Source organism: Arthrobacter sp. Leaf234 (assembly GCF_001422665.1).
Classification (GTDB): Bacteria; Actinomycetota; Actinomycetes; order Actinomycetales; family Micrococcaceae; genus Arthrobacter_D.
This window is the reverse complement of the sequence record NZ_LMLU01000001.1, coordinates 522399-545003: the sequence shown is the minus strand read 5'-3', so window position 1 is coordinate 545003 and position 22605 is coordinate 522399. Positions and strand designations below refer to the sequence as shown.

Below are 22605 nucleotides of genomic sequence, written 5' to 3'. Positions count from 1 at the left end.
GAGTTCCGAGGGCGGTTCCACGCCGGAACCGGAGGGTGAAGCCTGCTGGTGCTCGGGCTGCCGGCCCTCGGGTGCCAGGACACTCATGCTGCCGCCTCCTTCTGGGTCGATGCGTCCTTGGTGTCCGAGGCCTCGGCGCGCCGACCGGTCAGCGTCAGGAAGACGTCGTCGAGGCTGGGCCGCCGCATGCCGGCGTCGTGCAGTTCGATACCGCTCTCGCCGAGGTCCGACAGGATGTACTGCAGCGCCCGCGGGCCGTCGCTCACGGCCACCTCGATGCTCCGTCCGTCGTCCCCGACGAGCGGCTCGCCGTCACCGTGCCGCCCGAGGATCTCACGGGCGGAGGCGGCGTCGGAGGAGTGGACCAGGGAGACCACGGCGCGGTGGCCGCCGATCTGCGCCTTCAGCTGGTCCGCCGTGCCCTCCGCGATCGCCTTTCCGCCGTCGATCACGGCGATGTCGTCCGAGAGCTGGTCCGCTTCCTCGAGGTACTGCGTGGTGAGCAGCAGCGTGGTGCCGTCGCGCACGAGGTCCTTGATGATCCCCCACAGGGAGAGGCGACTCCGGGGATCGAGCCCGGTGGTGGGCTCGTCCAGGAACAGGATCTTCGGGTTGATGACGAGCGCACCGGCCAGGTCGATCCTGCGACGCATGCCACCGGAGAACCCCTTGACCGGCCGGTTGCCCGCCTCGGTGAGCTCGAACTGCTCGATCAGCTCCTGTGCCCTGCGCTTCGATTCACGTGCGCCGAGGTGGTAGAGCCGCCCCACCATCTCGAGGTTCTCGAAACCGGTGAGGTTCTCGTCGACCGCGGAGTACTGGCCGGAGACGCCGATGATGCGCCGTGCGGCCTTCGGCTCGCGCAGGACGTCGATGCCGTCGATGTGCGCTGTCCCCGCCGTCGGCTGGATGAGGGTGGTCAGGATCTTGACGACGGTGGTCTTACCTGCACCATTGGGGCCCAGCAGGGCCTTGACCGTCCCCTGGGGGACGGAGAGATTCATACCGTCGAGAGCATGGACGGGCCCGCTCTTCGACGAATAGGTCTTCTTCAGACCTTCTGCCTCGATGATTGCCATGCATGAAGGGTAGGGCGATGCCCGCACTGTTCCTAGGGGTGCTGGTCAGAAGCTGTCCGCAATGCATCCTCGTCCTCGGGATCTCCGACGTCGGTGCCGCGCTCCCGCGCCGCAGGGGCGACGAGGAAGGATGCGAGGACCGCCACGCCCACCGCCAGCAGGGCGTTCCGGATCCCGACGACGTCTCCGAGGAATCCGATGAGCGGCGGTCCGGCGAGGAAGGCCGTGTACCCGATCGTCGAGACGACGGACACGCGCGCAGCGGCACGCTCCGGCTCGTCGGCGGCAGCGGACATGCCCATCGGGAACCCCAGCGCGGCGCCCGCACCCCACAGGATCGCGCCGGCCGCGGCGAGGGGGACGTTCGGTGCGAGGACGAACAGTGCGAGCCCGGCGAGGGAGGAGCCGAGGCTCGCCTGGAGGACACGCACCCGCCCGAAACGGTCGATCAGGGGACCGCCCACGAACCTCAGCGCCGTCATGGCCGCGACGAAGACCGCGAACATGATGGCTCCGGTGCTCTCCGACGTGCCGAGGCCGTCGACGCTGGCCTTGGCGACCCAGTCGTTCGCCGCGCCCTCGGTGAGGGCGGCGCCGAGGACCACGAGGCCGATGAGCAGGGTGCGGGGTTCCCCCCACGCCCCGAAACCGCGCGGACGTCCGCCGTCGGGCGCCGTGGCCGAGGCGTCCGGTGCCTCCTCCGGCAGGAAGGAGCGAGGCGTCCACAGGGAGACCGTAAGGCTGAGGACCGCGACCGCCACGAGATGGGCGGACAGTGTCACCTGGAGCGCGGAGAGGCCCGCGCCGACGAGCGCTCCGACGAAGGCGCCACCGCTGAACGCCGCGTGGAAGCGCGGCATGATGGTACGGCCCACGAGGCGTTCGACGGCGGCCCCCTCGATGTTCTGCCCCACGTCCCACAGGGCGATCCCGCACCCGAACAGGAACAGGCCGACGGCGACCACCGGGACGGACACGATGAACAGACCCAGCGCGACGGCGCCGGCGGCCAGCGCGGCGGCGGTTCCCCCGATGCGGACGGTGTTGGCGGTACCGAAGCGTGCAGCGATGATCCCCGCGAGCGGCAGGGACAGGACGGAGCCGACGGCGCCCACGAGCAGCAGGGCACCCATCTGGCCCGAGGCGAGGCCGAGGGTGGTGGAGGCTGCGGGGATACGGGCGGCCCAGCTCGCGAAGACGAGTCCGTTCAGCCCGAAGATGGCGTAGGTGGCGAACATGGCGGATCGGACGGCGGGCTTCACCTGATCAACCGTAGGCGGGACGATCACGAGCAACAAACGGGACACAGGCGGCGTGACGGAGGCCGGAGGATCCGTCAGCCGCCGGTCCCGGCGTCCGGATCGAGGTCCACGTCGAGCCCATCGGCGGATACCGTCACGGTGGCGGTGATCAGCAGCGGCTGCGGATCCTCCTCGCGGGTCCATCGTGCCGGTTCCCCGCGGTCGAACTCGATGTTGCGCTCGTACGAGAACGTGGCCTGCGCGTCGTGGCCCGTCAGCCGGTACACCCCGGGGTCGTAGCCCTTCTCGAGGGAGTAGGTCGGCGCACGGTCGAGGGTCCAGCGCGGAACCCGGACGTCCTCGGGGTCGCCGAACAGGAAGGACCGGTTGGGGCATCCTGCGGGAGCGGCGTCCGAACTCGCGATGCAGGCGTTCAGGAGCGCTTCGACCCGGTCCGCCGCCTCCGCCTCCGCGGCGGGTGTTGGAGCCGGCTCGAGCAGCACCCCGCCGGGCGCGAACCGAGGATCCACCGGAACCACGACCTGCTGCTCGCTGCCGTAGGACAGATAGGCGGAGGGCGCGGGCGGCGAGACGACATAGCGGCCGGGCAGGGCCGGCAGCATCACCGACCGCAGACCGGGGTATCGAGCAGCGCCGCCGGGGGGAAGCGCCAGGTCGACGCCGTTGACGGTGAGCAGTCCGAGCCTCTCGTCCACCAGGACGCGGATGTCCCGGAGGGGTTCCGGCCCGTCGAGCCTCCACTGGTCGAGCACGAGGGCTGTCCTTCCGGTGCGCGTCAGCTCGAAGGCGTACCGCGTCGCGGCGCCGTCCTGCATCAGGTCCACCGCCACCGTCGCCGTGTCCCCGAGCACCGTGACGTCCTGTACCTCGTACCCCGTCAGCCGGTCCTCGGCCGAGCGGTAGACGGCGTCGGACAGGAGGATCGCCGAGGCACCGTCACCGTCACCGTCACCGTCACCGTCACCGTCACCGTCACCGTCACCGTCACCGTCACCGTCACCGATCAGGGTGCGGGATCTCTCGGCGTCACCCGCGACGAGCGCATCCAGGTAGGCCTCGACGGCCCGGGCGGGCCCGAGGACGGTGTGGTTGACGAGGGCGACGCCGGTCACCGCGGCGACGACCACGAGCAGGAGGGCCGCCCCCGCGATCAGGGCAGGACGCAGGCGCCGGGCGCGGGTGGGTACCTCCACCGCGGTACCCGGGGTGGAAGCGTCGGGTGCAGGCGTCGTCGTCCCCGTGTCCATCGTCGCTCGCCCCCGTGTCCGCTGCGACGCCCTTCGGCGCCGTCGTTCACTGTACAAGGGAGCGCCGCCGGGCCCGGAAAGCCATCGGAAAGCCCGGCGTCCGGCGGATTCGCACAGGGTTATCCACCGAATGTGGATAACCCTGTGGAGAGCGTGTGGACGGGTGGGACCGGATGACCCGGTGCCGGCTCATGGCAGGGGGCGTGCCTGTGGAAACCGGGGCCTCACCGGGCCCGGACCACCCGGCTCTCGTCCCACACCGGCTCCTTGGTCTCGTAGACCTTGCCGTCGGAACCGAAGACGAGGAAGCGGTCGAAGCTCCGCGCGAACCAGCGGTCGTGCGTCACGGCCATCACCGTGCCCTCGAAGGAATCGATGGCACGCTCCAGTGCCTCGGCCGAGTGCAGGTCCAGGTTGTCGGTGGGCTCGTCGAGCAGCAGCAGGGTGGCCCCGGAGAGTTCGAGCAGCAGGATCTGCAGGCGGGCCTGCTGTCCGCCGGACAGGGAGTCGTAGGGCTGCTCGGCCTGCGGAGCCAGTCCGTAGCGGTCGAGGACGGCCGAGGCCGCCTCCCGTCCGAGCCCCGAACGGTGCTCGTCGCCGCGATGGAGGATGTCCACCAGTGTCCGGCCGAGGAGGTCGGGGCGCGAGTGCGTCTGCGCGAAGAAACCCGGTCGGATCCGCGCCCCGAGCTTCACCGAGCCCTCGTGCGGCACGGCCCTGATATCGACGTCGGACACCGGCAGGTGCTCCTTGTCCGGATCCGAGCCGCCACCGGCCAGCAGGCGGAGGAAATGCGACTTCCCGGAACCGTTGGAGCCGAGGACGCCCACACGGTCGCCGAACCAGACCTCGGTGCTGAACGGCTTCATGAGGCCCGTCAGTTCGAGCTTCTGCGCGACGACGGCGCGCTTCGCCGTACGACCACCGGCCAGGCGCATGGAGACGTTCTGCTCGAGCGGGATGGCCTCGGGCGGCCCGGCCTCGAGGAACTTCGCGAGCCGGGTCTGCGCTGCGTGGTAGCGGTTGGCCATGTCGGAGCGGAACGCCGCCTTGTTCTTGTACATGTTGACGAGTTCCTTGAGCTTGACGTGCTCCTCGTCCCAACGCTTGCGCAGCTCCTCGAACCGCGCGTTCCGGTCCTCGCGTGCCTTCAGGTAGGTCTCGAAGCCGCCTCCGTGTGTCCAGGAGGACGCGCCGAGCGCCCCGGGTTCCAGCGTGACAATCCGCGTGGCCGCGTTGGCGAGCAGTTCGCGGTCGTGGCTGACGAACAGCACCGACTTCTTCGAGTCGCGGAGCTTCGCCTCGAGCCAGCGCTTGCCGGGCACGTCGAGATAGTTGTCCGGCTCGTCGAGGAGCAGCAGGTCGTCCGGGCCGGAGAACAGGGCCTCGAGCACGAGCCGCTTCTGCTCCCCGCCGGAGAGGGACGACGCCGCCCGGTACTGTGCACGATCGAACGGCACCCCGAGGGCCGCCATCGTGACCTCGTCCCACGTCGTCTCGAGCTCGTAGCCGCCGGCGTCCCCCCAGTCGGCGATCGCCTGGGCGTACGCCATCTGCGTGGGTTCGTCCTCGGCCTCCATCATGGCGAGCTCGGCGTCGTCGATCCGCTGCGCCGCCGCCGCGAGGACAGGCGGCGCGGCCGAGACGAGGAGGTCGCGGACCGTGGTGTCGTCGCGCACCTGCCCGACGAACTGCCGCATGATGCCCATGGACCCGGAGCGGCTCACGGAGCCCTCGTCCGGGATGAGGTCGCCGGCGACGATGCGCAGGAGGGTGGTCTTTCCGGTGCCGTTGGGGCCGATCAGGGCGGTCTTGTGTCCGTCGCCGACCTTGAAGGCCACGCCGTTGAGCAGCTGCCTGCCGTCGGAGAGGAAGTAGTCGATACCGGAGATGTCGAGGTGAGCCACCCTTCCAGTGTTCCACCCATGGACGGGGCGGCAGGACGGCCGGACCGGGACCGGACCCGTCAGCGCTGGGGTTCGCTCGGCATCATCCGGTAGCCGACGCCCCGCACCGTGCGGATGAAGCGGGGGTTGCTCATGTCCTCGCCGAGCTTCTTCCGCAGGTTGCGGATGTGCACCTCGACGAGGTGGTGGTCCTGGCTCCAGCCGTCCCCCCACACCCGGTTGAGGAGCGCCTCCCTGGTCCACACACGCTGGGCGCCGGTCATGAGGGTCTCGAGGAGGTCGAACTCGATGCGTGTCAGGGCGAGCTCCTGGCCGTCGAGCGTGACCACGCGGCCTTCCACGTCCATCAGCAGGTCGTTGTGGCGGAGCATCTCGTTGCCGTCCGGTTCCTGTGCCGGTGGCGCCGTCCCGGTCACGGCGGACGGACCCGTCCGGGGACGTCGGAACATCGCGGAGACGCGCGCCGAGAGCTCCCGGGGGCTGAAGGGTTTCCCGATGAAGTCGTCCGCGCCGGTCTCGAGGCCGATCAGTCGATCGATCTCGTCCTGCCGCGCGGTCACCATCACGATGTAGGCATCACTCACGGCGCGACACTGGCGGCACACCTCGACGCCGTCGAGGTCCGGCAGGTTGAGGTCGAGGGTGATGAGATCGGGCCGGTGTTCCTTCAGCGCCGCCAGGCCAGCGTGCCCGGACGCGGCCTCGATGACGGTAAAACCGTTCATCCGCAGCGTGACCGCCAGCAGCTCCCGGATGTCCGGATCGTCCTCGACGATGAGCGCGCTACGCTGCGACGGGAGAACGGACATGATCCAAGAATTCCACAGATCGGCTCCGCGGAGGACGGGACCGGCGATCCGGCCGGCTATTTGCCAGGCGCGGTGCAGTGACGGCGGCCGTGCCGCCATAGAATCTTCGGATGCCCTCGACCCTTCTCCGTACGGTGCAGATCCGCGGATACACGATCACCGTGCGGACGACGCCGGGCCCCGCCGGTCCGGCCCGGTCCCGATCCCCCTATGTCCTGGTGCACGGGCTCGGCATGACACACCGCTACCTGGACCGCCTGCGCGCGGAACTCGCTTCGGACGCCGACGTGCACGCGGTCGACCTGCCCGGCTACGGCCGGGACCCGCGACCCCGTACCCGGCTCGGCATCGAGGACCATGCGGCCCTGATCGTCGAGGCGCTGGACCTGCTCGGCATCCCGCCCTGCATCCTGGTGGGGCACTCGATGGGCGTGCAGTTCGTCACAGCCGCCGGCCTGCGTGCACCCACGTCCGTGCGGGGCGTCGTCCTCATGGGGCCGGTCGTCGACCGGCGCCGACGTACCGTCCTGCAGCAGGCGGCGTCACTCGGCCGTGACACCCTTCGGGAGAGCGCGGGCGCCAACCTGATGGTCTTCGCCGACTACCTGAGGACGGGCCTGCGCTGGTACGTGCGCCAGCTCGGACCGATGCTCGAATACCCGCTGGAGCGCGCCGTGGAGCGGCTGGAATGCCCCGTGCTGGTCCTGAGGGGGAGCCGCGACCCGGTAGCCCGACGGCGGTGGTGCCACGAACTCGCGGACCGTGCGCAGGACGGCTTCTGCGTCGAGATCGCCGGGGAGCCGCATGTGGTCCAGCACTCCGCGGCGGACCGGGTGGCCGCGGAGATCGTGGCGTTCGCGCGCCGTCGACTGCCAGTGGCCGAGCCGATCTTGCCGGAAGCTTCGGGCGGCACGAGGGGAAAACTTGAAGATCGAAGCGCATAGTAGACGTATTGCAGTTGGTCCCGTCCTGCTTCACCGACCGCCTGCAACGACACGACACCCGGCCGGCGCTGGTCAGCAGTACCGGCCGGGTGTTCCAAAGCTTCTGGAGGAACATCGCATGTCTGAACTGGAAGAGTGGTCAACCAGCCGCCTGCTCACCACGGCAGCACGTCTCGTCGACCACGCGTGGAACGAGAGGCTGCTCGACATCGGGATCACCCATGCGGGCTACACGACCCTCGGCGTCCTGTCCCGCCAGGGCACCATGACGGGGGCCAAGCTCGCCCTCGCCGTCCACGTGCAGGCCCAGACGATCGGCAAGACCATCGAGAAGCTCGAGCGGCAGGGCTTCATCTCCCGCATCCGCGACAGCATCGATCGCCGCAGCCAGCGCATCACCATCACTCCTGAGGGCATCGATGCCCTGGCGAAGGCCGAGGACATCGAACGCACCCTGATGGTCGGGGAGGGCCTGGAATCCTTCGAGCTCCGCAGCCTCCTTCGTGGCATCATTGGTGAACTCGCCCCGCAGCGGCAGAAGCCGGCAGCAGCCGTCGTCTGACCCGCGGGTCCCGCAGATTTCTCAAGAGAACGGAGAACGGCCGCCCCTCGGGGCGGCCGTTCTGCCGTCGCTCATGCGGGAGCAGGGCCGCTTCCACGTGACCGCGGGCCGCGGGTTCGTCGACGTGGCCCGCGGAGGCCTCCGAGATAGCTAGACAGACTAGCGATCTATCGTAAACTGACCCGGTGAACGACGATCAGCACGGGACGGCGGCAGCAGCCGCCTCCGAATTGCAGGACCTCATGCTCGGCAATGAGAGCGTCGACCAGTTCCTCGAGGACCTCGCAGGCCTCTCCTCGCGGATCCTCGGCGGAACGGTGGAAGTGCAGTGCGGGGTCACGTACCAGCACCGGAGACTCGCCACCACCGTCGCGTGCAGCAGCGACGAGGCGAGGGTGCTCGACGAGATCCAGTACGGCTTCGGAGATGGTCCCTGCCTGCACGCGATCAGCTCCGGCAGCACCGTGGTGGTCGACGACGTCCGCACCGACGGCCGGTGGCCGGACTACTTCGAAGCGGTGGCGAACCGCGAGTACTACTCCATGATGGGCGTGCCCCTGGTCCTCGGTGCCGACAGCGGAGCGGCGCTGAACTTCTACGCGGCGGCCCCCAGCACCTTCACCAGCACGACGCAGGAGCTCGCCGAGGGTTTCGCGGCCCAGGCAGCCAAGGCGCTGCAGATGGTGCTCCGGGTCTCGAAGCACGCCAACACGTCGTCGGACCTGAAGGCCGCCATGGAGTCGAGGACCACCATCGACATCGCGATCGGCATCATCATGGGGCAGAACCGCTGCACGCAGAGCGAGGCCTACGACATGCTCAAGCGGGCCTCGAACGCACAGAACGTGAAGGTGCGGGACATCGCGGAGCGGATGGTCAGCGGTATCTCCAGCTCGCCCGCCGAGACCCACTTCTCGGACTAGGCACCCTCCAGCCCGACGGGACCAGCGACGGGAACAGCGACAGGGCCGGCCGGACAGGACGCGCACTACGGTCCGACGGAACAGCGGCAGGGCCGGTCCGGCAGGACGCGGCCGCCCAGCGAGCGGATGGACACGACGCCGACAGGACGGTGGCCGCCCAGCGATGGTGGACGGTGGCGGGACGGCGGACGGCTCAGGCAGACGTCGCCCGGTTCCGGTCCGCGAGCACCCGGAAGGCCGCGACGAGCTCGGGTGGCCCGACCACCCGCACGTCCGTGTCGAAGCGGTTGAGGGACGCTGCGAGCGCCACCCAGGACCACGAACCAGCGCGCAGGCGGCAGGATGCCGGCCCCAGGTCCTCGACGACGCCGTCTCCCGCGAAGGGCAGCACCTCCCCGGCCGGCCGACCGAGGACCACCGTACCGACGCACGGCCAGCCGCCACCGTCCGCCGCCCCCGTGAAGCGTCGGGACACGAACCCGGCGACTCCCCCGTCCGGCAGCTCTCTCGGTGTGAATCGGGGCCCGGTCGGCAGCTTCGGTGTGGTCCGGTCCGCCCTGAAGATGCGCCAGTCCTCGCGCTCGAGGTCCCAGGCGACCAGATACCAGCGTCCGCCGTGCGTCACGAGGTGGTGCGGTTCGACCCGGCGCGGGCCGTCGCTCCCCTGCGGAGCCGCCGAGGCGGCACCTGCATAGTCGAAGCGGAGGACCTGCTGCGCACGGACCGCGGCGGAGAGTGCGAGGAGCACCTGCGGAGTCGGAGGATCGGGGACGTCCCTGCCGCTGGGCGGCAGCGCGGTGAACTCGAGGGCGTCGAGCCGCGGGCGCAGGCGTGCAGGCAGGACCTGCCGGACGGTGGCGAGGGCCCGCAGTGCGGCCTCGCCGACGCCCGGCTGCGATGACACCGCACTCCGGAGTGCCACGGCGAGCGCCAGGGCCTGGTCGTCGTCGAACAGCAGGGGCGGAAGGGTGCTGCCGGCGTCGAGCCTGTACCCGCCGTCCGGCCCCATGGTCGCCCTGATGCTGTAGCCGAGCTCCCTCAGCCGGTCGACGTCCCGCCGCACCGTGCGGTGGCTGACGCCGGTCCGTTCGGCGAGGAGCGCTCCGGGCCAGTCCCGCCGGGTCTGGAGCAGGGAGAGGAGGGTGAGGAGGCGGGAACTGGTCGTGGCCATGCTCCGATGGTAGGCCGAGTGCAGGACCGAAACCGTCCTGCACTGCTGCGACGGTGGTGTCACGGGGAAAGGCCCGGCATCCTCGACACAGGGAGTTCCTCGATGAGCATCACCGTCACCACCCACCTCAATCTCCATGGCACGGCCCGCGAGGCCCTGGAGTTCTACCTCTCGGTCTTCGGTGGCGAGAGCACCATCACCACCTACGGTGACCTCGGGATGCCCGCCGATGCACCCGATGCCGGACGCGTGGTGTTCGGGCAGGTACAGGCACCCGGCGGCTTCCGCCTGATGGCCTATGACGTCCCAGGGGCGTCGGGGGCCTCGGCGACGACGGCCGGCTCGACCACCCGCTCGAACGGCATGACCCTCACGGAGCAGCCCTTCTTCGTCTCGGTGCGAGGGGACTCGCTGGAGGAGGTCCGGCGCTACTGGGAGGGGCTGTCGGCCGGGGGGACGATCGTCGAGGACCTCGCGGCGTCGGCCTGGAGCCCCGGCTTCGGGATGGTGACGGATTCCTTCGGCGTGACCTGGATCCTCGACGTCGCCGGGGAGGCGCGCGCCGACTGAGGGCCGCCCGCGGCGAGCGGTCATCCCGGGCCGTCCGGACTGGCCGCCCACCGCGAAGGGCGGTTGCCTGCGGTCAGTAGTCGATGCGCCCGCGCCGGTCGTGGAACTGCCCCGTCGGGCCCGAGGCCTCGAGGCTTGCGAGCATCACCGTGGCGTCCGTACCCTCCGTCACGGTCTGGTGGCCGCTGTGGTGGTTGAAGTCGGTGTCCGTGTAGCCGGGATCGCTCACGTTGACGCGGAAGCCGGGCAGGTTCTTCGCGTACTGCACGGTCAGGGCGATCACCGCGGCCTTCGACGCCGCGTAGGGGATGGCGAGGACGCCGGATTCATCGGTGCCCTCGGTACTGAGCAGGCGCGGCCAGCCCACGCCCGAGGCCACGTTGACGATGACGGGGGCGTCCGACGCACGGAGCAGCGGCAGGGCGGCCTGGGTCACGCGGACGAGTCCCACCACGTTGGTGTCCAGCACCGCGCGAAGGGCTTCCGCGGAGAGGTCGTCGACCCCGAAGGAGGTCCCGAGCACCCCGGCATTGTTCACCAGCACGTCGAGGCGGGGCAGGGACGCGATGGCGGCATCGACGCTCTGCTGGTCGTCGACGTCGAGCTGGACAGGATGGGCGCCGATGGCGCGGGCCGCCGCACCGGTCGCGGTGTCCCGCATCCCGGCGTAGACGGTGTGGCCGGCCTCGACGAGGCGGCGGGCGGTCTCGAGTCCGAGGCTTCTGTTGGCCCCGGTGATCAGTGTGGTTGTCATGTCCTCAAGGCTCTCCCGGCACCGGCCGGTGGCAAAGGTACCGCTCGACGGTAGGACCGGCAGTACCACCCTCTCCGCGCCGTGGCACGGGAGGATGGGTGCATGAGTGAATTCGCCAGTGTCCTCCGCTCGTGGCGCAACCGGCTGACCCCGGCCGAGGTCGGACTGCCCGGGGGGTCCGGCCGTCGCAGCCCGGGGCTGCGGCGGGAGGAGCTCGCCGCCCTGGCGAACGTGAGCGTGGATTACGTGGTGCGGCTGGAGCAGGGGCGCGCCACCCATCCGTCCCCCCAGCTCCTGAACGCGCTGGCCATCGCGTTGCGCCTCGACTCCGGCGAGCGTGACCACCTGTACCGTTCCGCCGGCGCGGCACCACCGTCACCCGCCGTCGTACCGCACCACATCACGCCCGGGGTCCACCGCATCATCGACCGGCTGGGCGACGTGCCCATGGCGGTGTTCACGGCGACGCACGACATCCTCCTGTGGAATCCGCTCTGGGCGGCGCTCGCCGGCGATCCCTCCCGGCTCGTCGGGATGGAGCGCAACCTGGTGTGGCGGTACTTCACCACGGGCCACGACGGCGTCGAGTTCGACGAGCAGCACGAGGAGGAGTTCTCCGCCGACCTCACGGCCGACCTGCGCGCCGCCATGGGCCGATATCCGCAGGACCGGGGGCTGCAGCGCCTCGTGTCCCGGCTGCGGGCCACGTCGCCCGAGTTCGAGCGGCGGTGGGCGGAGGCCCGGGTGGCCGAGCACCGCGCCAGCCGCAAGACCGTGACCCGCACGTCCGTGGGACCCATCACCGTGGACTGTGATGTGCTGACGGTACCGGGCGGGGACCTGCGGATCGTCGTCTACACCGCGGTGCCCGGCAGCGAGGACGAGGCGAAGCTGGACCTCCTGCGGGTGACAGGGCTCCAGGACCTGTCGTCCGGGTTTGCAGGGAGCGCGACCGCCGCCGGCTGACGCTGCCCGGATCCGCCGGCAGGACGGTCGCCGTCCCTGATGCCTCGTCTCCTCGCTGTGTCGAACGCGCGCCCTCCAGCCCGCACGACGGCGGACCCGCCACCCGGAGCGGGCAGAGGGCGGACCCGAGGGGCACCTCTTGCGCGTCGCCTCCGTGCCGACGGCATCGAGCTGTTCGGCGGGGTGGTCGCCTTCAGGAACCCGGTGCGACGGGTCCCACGAGACCCGAGTCGGCCAGTTCCGCGAGGTCGTTGAAGCTGTAGAGGTGCAGTCCCGCATAGCCGGCGCCGTCGAGGTCCTCCACCAGCGGCGCCGGATCGTAGGAGGCCGAGGTGACCAGCTGCCGCAGCACCGAGCCGGAGTTCGAGCCGCCGGCCGAGCGTTTGAGGAAGCCCAGCGACTGCCCGACGCCGATCGATCCCGCGAGGCGCAGCAGGCGGCTCATGCGCACGGGACCGGGGATGCCGGCCCACACGGGCAGCGTGATGCCTTCCGCGCGGAGCTTGGCGGGGAAGGTCCGCACCGTGTCCGGGTCGAAGCAGAGCTGCGTGACGCACCAGGAAGCGAGATCCTGCTTGGACCGCAGCGTGGTCAGGAGGGCGTCCTCCGCCGTCGCCGGGTGCCCTTCGGGGTAGACGGCGATCCCCATGCGCAGGGCACCGCCCGAGAGCCCCGCGACCTCCTCCATGAGGGCGCCGCTCCAGACGTAGGGGCCTGCGGCCACCGGCGCGTCGCCGCCGATGACGAACACGTCCGTGATCCCGGCGTCGAGGCACCGGCCCACGTGATCGCCGAGCTCCGTCCGATCCGCCACCGACCGCGCGGCCAGGTGCGGGACGGCCGTGTACCCGGCAGCGGCGAGCCCGACCGCCAGGTCCACTGCTGCCCGCGGACCGTGCTGGGGCAGGCAGGTGACAGTGACGGTCGCGGGAGCGGGAAGGTACGCGCGGAGCTTCTCCACCAGGTTCTCCCCGGGGATCACCTCGACGCGGACGGGCAGGTCGGGCAGGACCGTCACAGCGTGCCGACCGTCCTCAGCATTCCACGACGTTCAGGGCCAGGCCGCCGCGCGCGGTCTCCTTGTACTTGTCCATCATGTCCGCGCCGGTGTCCCGCATGGTCTTGATCGCGACGTCCAGCGAGACGTGGTGCTGCCCGTCGCCGCGCACCGCCATGCGGGCAGCGGTGATGGCCTTCATCGCCCCGACGGCGTTCCGCTCGATGCACGGGATCTGCACGAGACCGCCCACCGGATCGCAGGTGAGCCCGAGGTTGTGCTCGATCCCGATCTCCGCGGCGTTCTCCACCTGCTCGGGCGTGCCGCCCAGCACTTCGGCGAGGGCACCCGCCGCCATGGCGCAGGCAGAGCCGACCTCGCCCTGGCACCCGACCTCGGCGCCGGAGATGGACGCGTTCTTCTTGAACAGGGAGCCGATCGCCGTGGCCGCGAGCAGGAACCGGACCACGCCGTCGTCGTCCGCTCCCGGCACGAAGTCCACGTAGTACTTGAGGACGGCGGGGATGATGCCTGCCGCACCGTTGGTCGGGGCGGTGACCACACGGCCGCCCGCGGCGTTCTCCTCGTTCACGGCGAGGGCGAACAGCGTCACCCACTCCATCGTCCCGAGGCGGTCGTTCGGATCGTCCGCCTTCTCGAGCAGCTGGCGCTGCCGCTCAGCCCGTCGCCGCACGCTCAGACCGCCGGGGAGGATGCCGCCCGTGGTGGTCCCCCGACGGATGGTGTCCTGCATGACGGACCAGATCTCCAGCAGCCCGGAGCGGACGTCCTCCTCCGAGCGCCAGAAGAGCTCGTTGGCGAGGACGACGTCGGAGAAGGACCACCCGGTGGCACCGCAGACGCCGAGGAGCTGGTCCGCGGTATCGAACGGATGCGAGACGGGAACGGGCTTCAGCACGGCGGTCTCCGAGCCGATCTGGTCCTCGTCGAGCACGAAGCCGCCGCCCACCGAAAAGTATTCCCTCGTCTGCATACGATCACCGGCCGCGTTGTATGCCGAGAAGCGCATGCCATTGGTGTGGTAATCGAGCCGCTGCCGCCGGTGCAGTAGCACGTCGGTCTCCGGATCGAAGGAGATGCGCCGCTCCCCGGCCAGATGCAGGGACCTGCACTCACCGATGTAGGCCACGCGGGCGTCGGCCGATGTCGGGTCGACGAGGTGCGGCTGGTCACCCTCGAGGCCGAGGAGCACGGCCTTGACGGTTCCGTGGCCGTGGCCGGTGACGCCCAGCGAGCCGAACAGGTCCACCTGCACCCGGTGCACATCCGCGAGGAGCCCCCTGGTGCGGAGCAGGTCGGTGAAGAGGTAGGCGGCGGTCATCGGTCCGCCCGTGTGGGAGCTGGAGGGTCCGATCCCGATCTTGAAGAGGTCGAAGGCGCTGATCGTCACTGCGCTGGTCCGGCCGGCTTCTCCCGCTTGTAGAACGGGGTCGGGATGACGGTGAACGGTTCCGGACGTCCGCGCAGGTCGACCTGCACCTCGGTGCCGATGGCCGCGTGGGCCGCGTCGACATAGGCGAGCGCGACGGGATAGCCGAGAGTGGGACTCGGCAGGCCGGACGTGACAGTACCGACCGGCACACCGTCGACGACGACGTCGTACCCCGCCCGCGCGGACCGGCGGCCGACCGCCCGGAGGCCCACCAGGCGGCGTGCCGGCTCCACGGCCTTCAGCGGCTCCAGCACCGCACGGCCCACGAAGTCGTCGGCCTTCTTGGTGCTCACCACGGGTCCGAGCCCCGCTTCGAAGGGGTTGGTGTCCAGGCCGAGCTCGTGCCCGTAGAGGGGCATACCCGCCTCGAGCCGCAGTGAGTCACGGGCGGCGAGCCCGCAGGGCAGGAGCCCGTGGGCGTCACCCACCCGGAGTGCGGCGTCCCAGAGCCGCACGGCGACGTTGCTGCCGATGAAGATCTCGAAACCGTCCTCGCCCGTGTAGCCGGTGCGCGCCAGCAGGACGGGCAGCCCGGCGAGTTCCAGCTCGACCGACGCGTAGTACTTCAGCTCGCGGATCAGGGCACCGTCCTCGGGACGGGCGAGATCGAGCAGCACCGCCTCGGCCGTCGGTCCCTGGACCGCGATGAGCGAGGTCGCCTCCGACTGGTCCTCCACGGCAACGTCGAAGCTGTTCGCACGGATCCGCAGGGCCTCGGCGACCACGGGTGCGTTGGAGGCGTTGGGCACCACGAGGAAGGAGTCCTCGGCGAGCCGGTAGGTGATCAGATCGTCGATCACGCCACCCTCCGCGGTGCAGATGAGCGAGTACTTCGCCTTGCCGACCGCCATCACCGCCAGGTTGCTGACCAGCGCGTAATTGAGGAACTCCGCGGCCTGCGGCCCGGTGACGAGGACCTCCCCCATGTGGGACAGGTCGAAGAGACCGGCGGCCTTCCGGACGGTGTGGTGCTCCTCGAGTTCGCTGCGGTACTTCAGGGGCATCTGCCATCCGCCGAAGTCGGTGAAGGACGCCCCGTGGGCCTCGTGCTGGGTGTAGAGGGCGGTGTGCTTGCTCTGCTCGCTCATGGAGGTTCGGGTTCCTAGTCTTCGAAGGCTTCGATGGGCGGGCAGGAGCAGACCAGGTTGCGGTCGCCGTGGGCGCCGTCGATCCTGCGCACGGGAGGGAAGTACTTGTCGTGGCGCAGCGCCCGGAGCGGGTATGCGGCGAGCTCGCGGGGGTAGGCCTGCGTCCAGCCGTCACCGATGAGCAGCTGGGCGGTGTGGGGCGCCTGCCGCAGCGGGCTCTCCTCGATGCTGAACTCGCCGGAGGCCACGCGGTCGATCTCGCCCTTGATCGCGATCATGGCGTCCACGAAGCGGTCCAGCTCCGCGAGGTCCTCGGACTCGGTCGGCTCCACCATGAGGGTGCCCGCCACGGGGAAGGACAGCGTGGGGGCGTGGAACCCGTAGTCGATGAGGCGCTTGGCCACGTCCTCGGCCGTCACGCCGGTCGTCGCGGTCAGCGGGCGGAGGTCCAGGATGCACTCGTGCGCCACGAGGCCCTGCACGCCCGTGTACAGCACGGGGAAGTGCTCGGTCAGGCGGGCGGCCACGTAGTTGGCGGCGAGGAGCGCATGCGCCGTCGCGCTCGTCAGGCCCTCGGAGCCCATCAGGGCCACGTAGGCCCAGGAGATGGGCAGGACGCCGGCCGAGCCGTACATCGAGCCGGAGACGGGGGTGCCGCCCTCGCTGCCGGGGGCGTCGTCCGTCGTGACGTCGCGGTTCGCGTCCCCGGGCAGGAACGGCGCAAGGTGCGCGGCCACGGCCACGGGGCCGACGCCGGGCCCACCGCCGCCGTGGGGGATGCAGAAGGTCTTGTGCAGGTTCAGGTGGGAGACGTCGCCGCCGAACTCGCCGGGCTGCGCGAGTCCGACCAGGGCGTTCAGGTTGGCGCCGTCGATGTACACCTGGCCACCGGCCTCGTGCACCTTCTCGCACACCCAGCGCACGTCCTCCTCGAACACGCCGTGCGTGGAGGGGTAGGTGATCATGATGGCCGAGAGGTTCCCGGCGTGCTGCTCGATCTTCGCGAGCAGGTCGTCGTGGTCGATGTTGCCGTTGGCCGCCGTGCCCACGACGACCACCTTCATCCCGGCGAGGACCGCGGATGCCGCGTTGGTTCCGTGCGCGGAGGACGGGATGAGGCAGATGGTGCGGTTGTCGTCGCCGCGCGAGCGATGGTAGCCGCGGATCGCGAGGAGACCGGCGAGTTCGCCCTGCGATCCTGCGTTGGGCTGCAGGGACACGCGGTCGTAGCCGGTGATCTCGGCGAGGCGCTCCTCGAGGTCCGTGATGAGCTCACGCCAGCCCTCGGTCTGGCTCTCGGGCGCGTAGGGGTGGATGGACGCGAACTCGGGCCAGGAGATGGACTCCATCTCCACCGTCGCGTTGAGCTTCATGGTGCACGAGCCCAGCGGGATCATGGTGCGGTCCAGGGCGAGGTCCTTGTCGGAGAGCTTCCGCAGGTAGCGCAGCATCGCGGTCTCCGAGCGGTGCCGCGAGAAGACAGGGTGCGTCATGAAGGAGGACGTCCGGTGCAGCTCCGACGGGATGCGTTCCCCCCGGTCCGCAGCGGCGTCGACGGTGGCGCCGAAGACTGCGGCGACGGCCGCGACGTGCTCCGGCGTCGTCGTCTCGTCGCAGGAGATGCCGAGGTGGTCGGCATCGATGCGGCGGAGGTTGTAGCCGGCGGCCTCGGCGGCGTCGGCGTACTCGGCTGCCTTCCCGGGTACGCGCACGAGCAGGGTGTCGAAGAAGGCGCCGTGCACGACGGCGGCGGCCGACCCCTCGAGGGCCGCAGCGAGCTCGACGGTCCGCTGGTGGGTGGTGCGTGCGATCGCCGTCAGGCCCTCGGGGCCGTGGTAGACCGCGTACATGGACGCGACGATGGCGAGGAGGGCCTGCGCGGTGCAGATGTTGCTCGTGGCCTTCTCGCGGCGGATGTGCTGCTCGCGGGTCTGGAGGGCCAGGCGGTAGGCGGGGGCGCCGTCGGCGTCCTTCGAGACACCGACGAGGCGGCCGGGCAGCATGCGCTCGAGGCCCTTGCGGACGGCCATGTACGCGGCGTGCGGCCCGCCGAAGAAGAGCGGGACACCGAAGCGCTGGGCGGAGCCGACGGCGATGTCCGCGCCCTGCTCGCCCGGGGCGGTGATGAGCGTGAGGGACAGGAGGTCCGCGGCGACCGTCACGAGGGCCCCGCGCTCCTTCGCGGCGGCGATGACGCCGGCGTGGTCCCGTAGCGCTCCCGAGGCACCGGGTTGCTGGAGGACGACGCCGTTGATGTCGCCGTCGGGCAGTCCCGCCGAGAGGTCGGTGACCTCGACGTCGAAGCCGAGGGCCTCGGCGCGGCCGCGGACCACCGCGACGGTCTGCGGGAGGACGTCGGCGTCGACGACCGTGCGGCCCTTGTTCTTGCCGGAGCGGCGCATGAGGAGGACGGCCTCGGCCACGGCGGAGGCCTCGTCCAGCAGGGAGGCGTTGGCGATGTCGAGGGCCGTGAGGTCCTGCACCATGGTCTGGAAGTTCAGCAGCGCCTCGAGGCGGCCCTGGGAGATCTCCGGCTGGTAGGGCGTGTAGGCGGTGTACCAGGCGGGCGATTCCAGGACGTTCCGGCGGATGACGGGCGGGGTGACGGTGTCGTAGTACCCCTGGCCGATCATCTGGACGGCGGTCCGGTTCCGGCCGGCGATGCGGCGGAGCTGTGCCAGGACCTCGGTCTCGCTGAGGGCCGCGGGCAGGTTCAGCGCCCGGTCCAGCCGGATGCTGGCGGGAACGGCCATGTCGACCAGCTTCTCCAGGCTCGGGTAGCCGAGGACCTCCAGCATCTGTCCGGCGTCGGCGGACCGGGGGCCGATGTGGCGGTCGGCGAAGGTCGCTGCGGGCTGGGCGGCGGGTGTCGGGTTCAGCGAGGCGTTCATGGGAACTCCGTACGTCGGGGAGGTGCGCGGGCGCAGGCCTGGTCGGGTTCCTCCCCGCTCTGTAGGGGACCTGAGAGTTTCCGCAGGACGCGTTGCCTGCTTGCACCGTCGGTGAGCGCCGAGTGGATGTCGGGGCTGCTTTCCAGAGTTGCCTAGCCGCAGCGGTGCATTGGCCTGAGAGATTCCTGGGGAGGAGTTGCTCCTACGGCGCCTGCCGGTGTGGTGGACGGGAGGACTCTCCCGCTGCAGATCGATGGCGTATTCAGTTGGGTGTTCGGGCGGCGTGTGAGCCGTCCCACAGCCTACCGCGCAGGGCGGAAGGGAGGCAAAGCCCGACGTCGACGGGCCGAACAGTACCGTGTCCCCTCCCATGCCGGAAGGGTGTGCCATGAATGCTCCTGCAGAACCGTCCGATCGGCGCGATGCAGGCTTAGCGTGGGTCCGGATGACTGCTCACCACTGCCCGACCTGGAGTATCGATGACGATCCCCCGCTTCCGCCCGGCCCTCGCCGCGCTCGCCCTGCTGGCCGCCGTCGTCCTCCCGGCGCCTCCCGCCTCCGCGGCAGGGGCCTCCTACGTGGCGCCCGGGGACTCCTACTCCTCGGGCACCGGCACGCGCGCCTACCTGGCGGACGGGACGGCCTGCCAGCGCTCCGTGTACGCCTATCCGTCGCTCATCGCGAGCGCCAGGGGGTACGCGCTGAATCTCCGGGCGTGCTCCGGGGCCACCATCCCCGACGTCGCCGCGACGCAGCTGGGCGCGCTGACGCCGACCACCGCCTACGTCTCACTGAGCGTCGGCGGCAATGATGCGGCCTTCGTCTCCGTCCTGACCGAGTGCGCCAAGCCGGCGTGGATGAGCAACTGCACCGCGGCCGTCGACAGGGCCCAGGCGATCATCACCGATCAGCTACCGGGAAGCCTCGCTTCCCTGTACGGGCAGATCCGCGCGCGGGCACCCCGGGCGGCCGTGACCATCGCCGGGTACCCGCGCATCTTCAACGGCGAGGACTGCAACGCCGCCACATGGTTCTCACCCGCCGAGGAGTCGCGGCTGAACGCCACGGCGGACCTCCTCAACCGGACGACGGCGGCCGCGGCCGCCACCGCGGGCTTCGCCTTCCGCGACCCGGCACCGGCGTTCACCGGTCATGCCGTGTGCGACGACGTCGAGTGGCTGAACGGGCTCTCCAGCCCGATCTCCGACTCCTACCATCCGAACCGGACGGGCCACGCGTCCGGGTACGTTCCCCTCATGGGTGCTGCGCTCACGGGCGCCCGCGTCGCCGTCACACAGGAGACGCTGCAGTCCGCCGAGGCCGCCGCCCCTGCCCTCACGGAGCAGCAGGCAGCGTACTCCGCGACGGACCGGCGCATCCGGCCCGAGGAGTTCGTCCTGCCGGACCTGAAGAGCCGGTCGGCGCGGGCCGCTGCGGCGAGGGCCGGCGTCGACCTCGCGGACCCGGCGAGCATCGCGCGGGCGGATCGCGCCGCGGAGGCCGCTCAGGCCGCTCAGGCCCGGGAACGGTAGCCGCGCGCCGGTCCCCTGGGTGCAATGGTGCGGTGTCCCTCGGCTCGGGGTCAGCCGGGCTCGCCGTGCGTCTGCGCGGCGGCCTCCCGCAGCAGCGCGACGACGTGGCGGATACCGGGGCTCTCCGCCATGGTGCGCCGATGCACCACGCCGACCTGGCGCGCCGGCGTAGGCCGCACCACGGGCACGACGACGACCCGCTCCGGCAGCACGGGCCGTCCCAGGCGCGGCACGAGCGCCACGGCGACGCCCTGCTCGACGAGCGCGATGTGCGTCGCGAAGTCGTCGTCGTACAGGCGGATGTCCGGCAGGCGCCCGAGGTCCGCATGGAGCTTCAGGAGGGCCTCGTTGCAGATGGCTCCGTGCGGGGTGCTGACCCAGGTCTGGTCCACGAAATCCGCGGGTTCCACCGAGACGCGGCCCGCGAGCGCGTGGTCGTCGCGGACCAGGAGATCGGCCACGTCCTCGCACAGCCACTCCAGCTCGAGGTTCTCCGGCACGCCCAGGGGCACCGAGTTCCAGTTGTGGACGATCCCGAGATCGGCCTTCCCCTCCGCGACCCGCGCCACGGCCTCGCGGGGATCGTCCGAGCTCACCCTCAGGTCCAGGTCCGTCCCCTCCGTGGCGATCCGCCCCAGCACCGGACCGACCAGCCCGCGGCACGCCGTCGAGAAGGCCACGAGCTGCAGGCGCCCCCGGGGTTCACCGGGCTCCGACAGGAGGGAGGACTGCAGCGCCTCGAGGTCCGCGAGCATGCGCCGGCCGTAGTCCGCGAGCACGTTGCCCCGCTCGGTGAGGAGGACGCCGCGGCCGTGCCGCTCGAGCAGGGGCACGCCGGTCTGCCGCTCGAGCTTCTTGATCTGTTGGGAGATCGCCGACGGGCTGAAGTCGAGAGCCGTCGCTGCCCCGATGACGGAGCCCGTCTGTCGGACGGCAGCGAGGGCCTGCAGGGCCGAAGGATCAATCATGAAGGAAACGTACACGATCAAGCGCACTTCTGTGCGCTGGTCCTTCACGCTCCGTCGCGGTTGACTGACACCATGACCCGTCGCCACTGTCTTCTCGCCCTGCTCGTGGCCGTGCTGTGGGGCCTCAACTTCGTCGCCATCGATCTGGGGCTGCACCCGGCCGACGGAGCGGAGGTCCCACCCCTGCTGTTCGTCGCCCTGCGCTTCGCCCTGGTGGTGCTGCCGTGGATCTTCTTCATCCGGAAGCCCGACATCAGCTGGACGGCGATCATCGGGGTCGGGCTCTTCATGAGCGCCGGCCAGTTCGGCCTGCTCTACCTCGCGATCTCCCTCGGCATGCCGGCCGGGCTCGCCTCGCTCGTCCTCCAGGCGCAGGTCCTGCTGACCGTCCTCCTCGCGGCGCTCTTCCTCGGTGACCGTCCGCGACCGATCCAGCTCGCCGGGCTGGCCCTGGGCGCCCTCGGGCTGCTCGTCGTCGCCGTCGGCCGGAGCGCGGTGGCCCCGCTGCTGCCGCTCGTCGTCGTCCTCGCCGCCGCACTGTCGTGGGCCGTGGGGAACGTGATCGCCCGCAGAGCCCGCGCCGCGTCGGGACTGGGCCTCGTCGTCTGGTCCGGCGCCGTGGTCCCCCTGCCGCTGCTGGGCCTCTCGCTCGTGGTCGACGGGCCGGCCGCCGTCGGCGACGCGCTCGTGCATCTGCAGCCCGTGACCATCGCGAGCGCCCTCTACACCGCGGCCCTCGCCTCACTGGTCGGATACGGCATCTGGAACCATCTCCTCGCCGTCTACGAGCCCGCGTCCGTGGTGCCCTTCACGCTGCTGGTCCCGGTGGTCGGGATGGGAGCGGCCTGGCTCGTGCTCGCCGAGGTGCCGTCAGCCGTCGAGGTGCTCGGGGCCGTCGTCCTGCTCGCCGGTGTGGCCACGGCCCTTGCCCGTCCGCGCCGCGTCCGTCACCATCGGGACACACCGATGAATCCCGGACCGGCGCCGCGTCTACAGGCTGTGGTCCGGGACGCGGACCGCCAGACCCAAGGAGCATCATGACGCACCGCGACATCCCCGGAGACCTGTTCGAGCAGTACGCATCGGCCGTCCTGCAGAAGGACGCGGAGGCACTGCTGTCCCTGTACGACGACGACGTGCGGGTCTTCGATCTCTGGTCCGAGTGGTCCTACGAGGGGAAGGCCGCATGGCGCGTCGCGATCGGGCAGTGGTTCGGCTCGATCGGCGAGGAGAACGTCGGCGTGGTGTTCGACGACGTGCGCTCGGTCGTGGTCGAGGACCTCGCGACGATCGTCGCGAACATCTCCTACCGCGAGACGGAGTCGGACGGCGCGGAGGGGCGCGGGATGGACAATCGCCTGACCTGGGTACTCCGGCGTTCGGCCGACCGGTGGCGGATCGTGCACGAGCACACCTCGGCCCCCGTGGACGCCGGGACGGGATCGGTCAGGCTGGAGCGTCGGGCCGCCGGGTAGCCGGGAG

The 22605-nt window shown here is 70.7% G+C and carries 20 protein-coding genes and 1 riboswitch; of the genes, 8 read left to right on the top strand and 12 right to left on the bottom strand.

Features of this window, described 5'->3' with window-relative positions:
- Positions 1-83: 83 nt before the first annotated feature.
- The 5 genes from ASF21_RS02480 to ASF21_RS02460 form a co-directional block, all read right to left on the bottom strand.
- Positions 84-1079 carry an ATP-binding cassette domain-containing protein gene (locus ASF21_RS02480; RefSeq protein WP_055766320.1) on the bottom strand — a complete coding sequence of 332 codons (996 nt, stop codon included), beginning with the start codon at positions 1077-1079 and terminating at the stop codon, positions 84-86.
- 32 nt (positions 1080-1111) lie between these two features.
- On the bottom strand, positions 1112-2317 hold the full coding sequence (locus ASF21_RS02475; protein ID WP_055768980.1) for an MFS transporter: 1206 nt from the start codon (positions 2315-2317) through the stop codon (positions 1112-1114).
- Positions 2318-2415: 98 nt separating this feature from the next.
- Positions 2416-3588, bottom strand: coding sequence for a hypothetical protein (locus ASF21_RS16680; RefSeq protein WP_055766317.1), 1173 nt, complete (start codon positions 3586-3588; stop codon positions 2416-2418).
- Between the two features lie 224 nt (positions 3589-3812).
- Entirely contained in the window at positions 3813-5495 is a 1683-nt protein-coding gene (locus ASF21_RS02465; protein ID WP_055766314.1) for an ABC-F family ATP-binding cassette domain-containing protein, read from the bottom strand.
- A gap of 59 nt (positions 5496-5554) precedes the next feature.
- Entirely contained in the window at positions 5555-6304 is a 750-nt protein-coding gene (locus tag ASF21_RS02460; RefSeq protein ID WP_055766311.1) for a response regulator transcription factor, read from the bottom strand.
- 110 nt (positions 6305-6414) lie between these two features.
- Here ASF21_RS02460 and ASF21_RS02455 point away from each other — a divergent pair, with 110 nt between their 5' ends.
- The 3 genes from ASF21_RS02455 (at position 6415) to ASF21_RS02445 (ending at position 8733) form a co-directional block, all read left to right on the top strand.
- Entirely contained in the window at positions 6415-7248 is an 834-nt protein-coding gene (locus tag ASF21_RS02455) for an alpha/beta fold hydrolase (protein ID WP_055766308.1), read from the top strand.
- A gap of 118 nt (positions 7249-7366) precedes the next feature.
- A complete protein-coding gene (locus tag ASF21_RS02450; RefSeq protein WP_055766305.1) occupies positions 7367-7810 on the top strand; it encodes a MarR family winged helix-turn-helix transcriptional regulator in 444 nt (147 codons plus the stop codon).
- Between the two features lie 185 nt (positions 7811-7995).
- A complete protein-coding gene (locus ASF21_RS02445; RefSeq protein ID WP_055766302.1) occupies positions 7996-8733 on the top strand; it encodes a GAF and ANTAR domain-containing protein in 738 nt (245 codons plus the stop codon).
- A gap of 193 nt (positions 8734-8926) precedes the next feature.
- Here ASF21_RS02445 and ASF21_RS02440 read toward each other — a convergent pair whose 3' ends face one another.
- On the bottom strand, positions 8927-9904 hold the full coding sequence (locus tag ASF21_RS02440; protein WP_055766300.1) for a helix-turn-helix transcriptional regulator: 978 nt from the start codon (positions 9902-9904) through the stop codon (positions 8927-8929).
- 102 nt (positions 9905-10006) lie between these two features.
- On the opposite strand from ASF21_RS02440, the gene ASF21_RS02435 reads away from it, so the two are divergent.
- Entirely contained in the window at positions 10007-10474 is a 468-nt protein-coding gene (locus ASF21_RS02435) for a VOC family protein (protein ID WP_055766297.1), read from the top strand.
- 73 nt (positions 10475-10547) lie between these two features.
- On the opposite strand, the gene ASF21_RS02430 is transcribed toward ASF21_RS02435, so the two are convergent.
- Positions 10548-11228: an SDR family NAD(P)-dependent oxidoreductase gene (locus ASF21_RS02430; RefSeq protein WP_055766295.1), complete on the bottom strand. Its 681-nt coding sequence runs from the start codon at positions 11226-11228 to the stop codon at positions 10548-10550.
- Between the two features lie 102 nt (positions 11229-11330).
- On the opposite strand from ASF21_RS02430, the gene ASF21_RS02425 reads away from it, so the two are divergent.
- A complete protein-coding gene (locus ASF21_RS02425) occupies positions 11331-12194 on the top strand; it encodes a helix-turn-helix domain-containing protein (RefSeq protein ID WP_055766292.1) in 864 nt (287 codons plus the stop codon).
- Positions 12195-12387: 193 nt separating this feature from the next.
- Here the strand turns inward: ASF21_RS02425 and ASF21_RS02420 are convergent, their stop codons facing one another.
- The 4 genes from ASF21_RS02420 to gcvP are packed head-to-tail and all read right to left on the bottom strand — an operon-like array spanning position 12388 to position 18623.
- Positions 12388-13212, bottom strand: a complete 825-nt coding sequence (locus tag ASF21_RS02420; protein ID WP_055766289.1) for a methylenetetrahydrofolate reductase — start codon at positions 13210-13212, stop codon at positions 12388-12390.
- Positions 13213-13228: 16 nt separating this feature from the next.
- Complete coding sequence (locus tag ASF21_RS02415; protein ID WP_055766286.1) at positions 13229-14602, bottom strand: L-serine ammonia-lyase; 1374 nt, start codon at positions 14600-14602, stop codon at positions 13229-13231.
- On the bottom strand, positions 14599-15732 hold the full coding sequence (gcvT, locus tag ASF21_RS02410) for a glycine cleavage system aminomethyltransferase GcvT (RefSeq protein WP_055766283.1): 1134 nt from the start codon (positions 15730-15732) through the stop codon (positions 14599-14601). Before gcvT ends, ASF21_RS02415 begins: the two co-directional genes overlap by 4 nt.
- A 14-nt stretch (positions 15733-15746) precedes the next feature.
- Complete coding sequence (gene gcvP / locus ASF21_RS02405) at positions 15747-18623, bottom strand: aminomethyl-transferring glycine dehydrogenase (protein WP_055766281.1); 2877 nt, start codon at positions 18621-18623, stop codon at positions 15747-15749.
- A 152-nt stretch (positions 18624-18775) separates the two neighbouring features.
- Positions 18776-18876, bottom strand: a riboswitch (glycine riboswitch).
- Positions 18877-19102: 226 nt separating this feature from the next.
- Between gcvP and ASF21_RS02400 the strand changes: the two genes are divergently transcribed.
- Complete coding sequence (locus ASF21_RS02400; protein ID WP_055766278.1) at positions 19103-20155, top strand: SGNH/GDSL hydrolase family protein; 1053 nt, start codon at positions 19103-19105, stop codon at positions 20153-20155.
- A 50-nt stretch (positions 20156-20205) separates the two neighbouring features.
- On the opposite strand, the gene ASF21_RS02395 is transcribed toward ASF21_RS02400, so the two are convergent.
- Positions 20206-21123 carry a LysR family transcriptional regulator gene (locus ASF21_RS02395; protein ID WP_055768977.1) on the bottom strand — a complete coding sequence of 306 codons (918 nt, stop codon included), beginning with the start codon at positions 21121-21123 and terminating at the stop codon, positions 20206-20208.
- 72 nt (positions 21124-21195) lie between these two features.
- Between ASF21_RS02395 and ASF21_RS02390 the strand changes: the two genes are divergently transcribed.
- Both ASF21_RS02390 and ASF21_RS02385 read left to right on the top strand, forming a co-directional pair.
- Positions 21196-22164, top strand: coding sequence for an EamA family transporter (locus ASF21_RS02390; protein ID WP_055766275.1), 969 nt, complete (start codon positions 21196-21198; stop codon positions 22162-22164).
- Positions 22161-22598, top strand: a complete 438-nt coding sequence (locus tag ASF21_RS02385) for a YybH family protein (RefSeq protein WP_055766272.1) — start codon at positions 22161-22163, stop codon at positions 22596-22598. The genes ASF21_RS02390 and ASF21_RS02385 overlap by 4 nt, the downstream gene beginning before the upstream one ends.
- Positions 22599-22605: the final 7 nt, after the last annotated feature.

Excerpts from the sequence above, each read along its gene's own strand:
- ASF21_RS02480 (WP_055766320.1), bottom strand. The coding sequence starts at position 1,079 with ATGGCAATCATCGAGGCAGAAGGTCTGAAGAAGACCTATTCGTCGAAG.
- ASF21_RS02475 (WP_055768980.1), bottom strand. The coding sequence starts at position 2,317 with ATGTTCGCCACCTACGCCATCTTCGGGCTGAACGGACTCGTCTTCGCG.
- ASF21_RS16680 (WP_055766317.1), bottom strand. The coding sequence starts at position 3,588 with ATGGACACGGGGACGACGACGCCTGCACCCGACGCTTCCACCCCGGGT.
- ASF21_RS02460 (WP_055766311.1), bottom strand. The coding sequence starts at position 6,304 with ATGTCCGTTCTCCCGTCGCAGCGTAGCGCGCTCATCGTCGAGGACGAT.
- ASF21_RS02455 (WP_055766308.1), top strand. The coding sequence starts at position 6,415 with ATGCCCTCGACCCTTCTCCGTACGGTGCAGATCCGCGGATACACGATC.
- ASF21_RS02450 (WP_055766305.1), top strand. The coding sequence starts at position 7,367 with ATGTCTGAACTGGAAGAGTGGTCAACCAGCCGCCTGCTCACCACGGCA.
- ASF21_RS02440 (WP_055766300.1), bottom strand. The coding sequence starts at position 9,904 with ATGGCCACGACCAGTTCCCGCCTCCTCACCCTCCTCTCCCTGCTCCAG.
- ASF21_RS02435 (WP_055766297.1), top strand. The coding sequence starts at position 10,007 with ATGAGCATCACCGTCACCACCCACCTCAATCTCCATGGCACGGCCCGC.
- ASF21_RS02430 (WP_055766295.1), bottom strand. The coding sequence starts at position 11,228 with ATGACAACCACACTGATCACCGGGGCCAACAGAAGCCTCGGACTCGAG.
- ASF21_RS02425 (WP_055766292.1), top strand. The coding sequence starts at position 11,331 with ATGAGTGAATTCGCCAGTGTCCTCCGCTCGTGGCGCAACCGGCTGACC.
- gcvT (WP_055766283.1), bottom strand. The coding sequence starts at position 15,732 with ATGAGCGAGCAGAGCAAGCACACCGCCCTCTACACCCAGCACGAGGCC.
- gcvP (WP_055766281.1), bottom strand. The coding sequence starts at position 18,623 with ATGAACGCCTCGCTGAACCCGACACCCGCCGCCCAGCCCGCAGCGACC.
- ASF21_RS02400 (WP_055766278.1), top strand. The coding sequence starts at position 19,103 with ATGACGATCCCCCGCTTCCGCCCGGCCCTCGCCGCGCTCGCCCTGCTG.
- ASF21_RS02395 (WP_055768977.1), bottom strand. The coding sequence starts at position 21,123 with ATGATTGATCCTTCGGCCCTGCAGGCCCTCGCTGCCGTCCGACAGACG.
- ASF21_RS02390 (WP_055766275.1), top strand. The coding sequence starts at position 21,196 with ATGACCCGTCGCCACTGTCTTCTCGCCCTGCTCGTGGCCGTGCTGTGG.
- ASF21_RS02385 (WP_055766272.1), top strand. The coding sequence starts at position 22,161 with ATGACGCACCGCGACATCCCCGGAGACCTGTTCGAGCAGTACGCATCG.